The organism is Magnetovibrio blakemorei (assembly GCF_001746755.1).
In the GTDB taxonomy this organism is placed as follows: Bacteria; Pseudomonadota; Alphaproteobacteria; order Rhodospirillales; family Magnetovibrionaceae; genus Magnetovibrio; species Magnetovibrio blakemorei.
Genome location: NZ_MCGG01000060.1, coordinates 1 through 3,563, shown reverse-complemented (window position 1 = coordinate 3,563; position 3,563 = coordinate 1). Strand labels below are relative to the sequence as shown.

The following is a 3,563-nucleotide window of genomic DNA, read 5'->3' as shown; positions in this document are numbered from 1 at the left end:
CGCCAAGACGGTGTGGCTGTACCGAGATCAACTTGCCGAGGTCGGCGTGATCGAGACCTTGTTCGCAGACTTTGATGACTATTTGAAGAACCATGGCTATCTGGCGATGGGCGGTCAAATCATTGACGCCTCCATCGTCTCCGTTCCGACCCAGCACAACAGCCGGGATGAAAATACAACGATCAAAGCTGGAGAGATACCAGAAGATTGGGCCAGCAAACCCGCCAAACGCTGCCAGAAAGATGTGGAGGCGCGGTGGACCAAAAAACATGGCAAAAGCCATTATGGGTACAAGAACCACATCAATGTGGACCGTCGGTACAAGCTGGTGCGTCGTTACCATGTGACGGATGCTTCGGTGCATGACAGCCAAGTCGTTGAGGTCATTCTCGACGCGAACAACACCGCGTCCGACGTATGGGCAGACAGCGCTTATCGCTCGGCAAAAATTGAAGATATGCTGGCGGGTAAGGGTCTGACGAGCCGTATCCATCGCAAGGGCCGCCGCAATAAGCCACTGACCAAGCGGGAGGAGCAAGGTAACAATACCCGCTCAAAAGTTCGGGTGCGCGTGGAACACATCTTTGGCGCACAAAGCAACGATATGGGCGGAACGCTGGTGCGCAGCATTGGACTGGTTCGCGCTAAGGCGCGGATAGGCCTCAAAAACCTGAGCTACAACATGCGCCGTTTGGTTCAGTTGGAGCGTCTGGCGACCGCATCTCCTTAAGGATTCAGGGGTGACCCCGCCTGAGGCGGAAGGGTCACAGAACAATTGCCCCGCGAGGTAGTGAAAACCCTGGGAATTATCGTCAAACATCTTCCCGGCAGGCCTAAAATGGCCTAACTTTGGCTCAACAGGGCATTATTCGAGGTGCCCTTAATGTTGAATTATATGGAGGCAGGCGGAAAAATCTACATTTCAATTGTACAATCTGTGAGATTAGTTTTGTGAGGTCCCAGCGCGTGTTGCGCGGAAAATCAACGTCAGCTTGACATGAAAAAGCCCCGCTCAACCGAGCGGGGCTTTTTTGAACCATCTTGATGCAAAAAAAGCGTTTGCTTAATTCGCTTTGAGATATTCGATGATCGCGGCGCGGTCTTCCGCGTCTTTGATTTTGACGACCATAGTGGTGGCTTTGCCGATAAACTTCTTCGGGTCTTCGATCCAAGCGCTGAGGTTGGCTTCGTCCCATGTGATATCAACATCTTTGAGGGCTTTGTATTTTTTGAAGTCTTGCTGCCCGGCCTTTTTGCCGACGATGCCTGCCAAAGATGGGCCAATGTTGTGTTTGCCGGCTTCAAGGGCGTGACATTTCTTGCATTGTTTTTTGAACAAGGATTCGCCGTCATCGGCCATGGAAGTGGCAGGAGCAATGGCGGCTAAGCAAGCGATTACGGTGGCGATGCGGATAGACTTCATGGGGGTTCTCCAAGAGTTGTGATATTCCAACAATGACGGCTCGTCGCATGCGGACCATATGACGCGACTACCAAGGTACATTAATGCCGGATTATATGAAGGTGCGCGGAAAAATCTACACTTCAATTGTACAAATTGCGAGATTTGTCTTGTTGGACCACAACGCTTGAAGAGGAGGGGGCAACGTCAGTTAGACATGAAAAAGCCCCGCTCAACCGAGCAGGGCCTTTTTGAACCATCTTGATGCAAAAAAAAGCGTTCGCTTAATTCTCTTTGAGATATTCAATGATTGCAGCGCGTTCGTCTTCTTTTTTGACCTTAACGGTCATGGCGGTGGGCTTGCCGATGAACTTTTTCGGGTCTTCAATCCATTCGGCGAGATTTGCCTCATCCCAGCTGAAATCAGCGCCTTTCAAAGCTTTGTACTTCGAGAAGTCGGTAGAACCTGCTTGGCGGCCAATGACGCCAGCCAAGGACGGGCCGGTCTTGTGCTTGCCAGCTTCAACCGTATGACAGGTGCTGCACTTCTTCTTGAACAGTTTAGCGCCATCGTCGCTGCTGGCCATTGCAGAGCCGCTGGAAGCAGCGATCGCTGCTGCAATGCTAAGCGCGAGAATTTTCGAGGTGTTCATATTGATGCGTCTCCGTTGCATTTTAGTGTAAATCAATCCCTGTACGTCTTGGGGCCTTGTACCCCATTTACCCCCCACTTGGCAAGTCTAGCGCTGGAAGAGCATTGAAAATACAGTGTTACATGGGTACATTGTAATGAAAACAAGGTAAAACAACCATATTTTTTATGGCATACGACTGATTTCATACCAAATGGCGTAGTCGCGACGGTAATTTTGCAATGCAGTCCATGCACTCGCAAAATCTTCGTCTTTTTGGGCTCGATCGCGCACGACCTCTTTCCAGGCATCTTGCAGGTCGCGCAAGATGTTTTCCGGCCAACGTCGTACTTGAACGCCATCCAGACTCAAGGTTTTCAGGGCCTCAAACTGTTGGGCGTCCGCCTGGGTGAGGGAGCGGCGCACGTTGTCGCCGCAAACCGTTTCGATCGCCATTTGCTCCGGGCCAGAGAGGACGGACCACGCCTGTGTATTGATCGCCAGGGCAAACAGCGTTACGGGCTGGTGCCAGCCTGGAAAGTAATAATTGCGGGCAAATTTCTGAAAGCCGATGGGCAAATCGATACTGGGTAATGAATATTCGGCGCCGTCCAATTGGCCCTGTTCGAATTGAGACAAAGTGTGACCTGCGTCAAGGCGTTGGACGTTTGCCCCCAGTTTTGCCAAAACTTCCCCACCCAGTCCAAAGGCACGAATGTTGAGACCTTTGAAGGCTTCGGTGCTGCGCACGGGAGCGCGATACCAGCCTGAGGCTTCAGGCGGGAGCGCGCCACACAAAATGGCATGCACACCTTTTTTGCTCATGGCCGCTTCAAACAGCGCACGCCCACCATTTTTGCCGTCTTGGTAGTACCAAGACAAGAGTTCTTGCGCTGGTGGGCCAAATGGAATGGCGGTGAACAATTGCAAAATTGGGGAATCTTCATCCCATTGCTCAGGTGTGGCAAAGACGCCATCGACGGTGCCGGATTTGACGGCGTTAAAGGTGTCGGCGGTTTCGACCAAAATGCCTGGATCATAGACGGTGACACCCAGTCGCCCGCCTGTGGCGGCGGGCAGCAAGGTTTGCAGATGTTTGGGCAATTCTCCCAAAATCGGCGTTTTGGCGGGATAGAGGCTGATGACGCGCAGATATTTGGTCGGAGCGGAAAGCGTGGTTCGCTTCTTTGCCGGGGCCTCTTTGGGAGCAGAGGGCCGCTTGGGGGCTATCGCAAGTGTTTCTAAGGTGCTGGTGGGGTTGGGGGCTGATCCAGTCTCGGTTCCTGATTCCGAACCTGTTATCGGTCCCGTTTCTGAAATCGTCGCAGACGCAGAGCGGGCTTCTTCAAGACGCGGCGCAACTACGGTCGCGCCAATCATAACGCCGACGACCACGCCGATGACAATGCCAATGATGGTGTTGCGCATGCGTTGCCTTACCCCAAACCAGGAAAACCCGGTGATTGCAGCTTGTCAATTTCCCTAAGGATAGCAGTGTGACCCCGGTCTGGGAAAGAGGTGAGTCATTC

4 protein-coding genes are annotated in these 3,563 nt (G+C 52.5%); 1 reads left to right on the top strand and 3 read right to left on the bottom strand.

The window, feature by feature from the left end:
- Positions 1 to 730: IS5 family transposase (locus BEN30_RS14650; RefSeq protein ID WP_069959079.1), on the top strand; the 730-nt coding region annotated here is incomplete at its 5' end.
- Between the two features lie 333 nt (positions 731 to 1,063).
- Here BEN30_RS14650 and BEN30_RS14645 read toward each other — a convergent pair.
- From BEN30_RS14645 to BEN30_RS14635, 3 genes are all read right to left on the bottom strand, one after another.
- Positions 1,064 to 1,423 carry a c-type cytochrome gene (locus BEN30_RS14645; protein WP_069959078.1) on the bottom strand — a complete coding sequence of 120 codons (360 nt, stop codon included), beginning with the start codon at positions 1,421 to 1,423 and terminating at the stop codon, positions 1,064 to 1,066.
- 263 nt (positions 1,424 to 1,686) lie between these two features.
- Positions 1,687 to 2,055 carry a c-type cytochrome gene (locus tag BEN30_RS14640; RefSeq protein ID WP_170827076.1) on the bottom strand — a complete coding sequence of 123 codons (369 nt, stop codon included), beginning with the start codon at positions 2,053 to 2,055 and terminating at the stop codon, positions 1,687 to 1,689.
- A gap of 165 nt (positions 2,056 to 2,220) precedes the next feature.
- Complete coding sequence (locus BEN30_RS14635) at positions 2,221 to 3,462, bottom strand: TRAP transporter substrate-binding protein (RefSeq protein ID WP_069959077.1); 1,242 nt, start codon at positions 3,460 to 3,462, stop codon at positions 2,221 to 2,223.
- Positions 3,463 to 3,563: the final 101 nt, after the last annotated feature.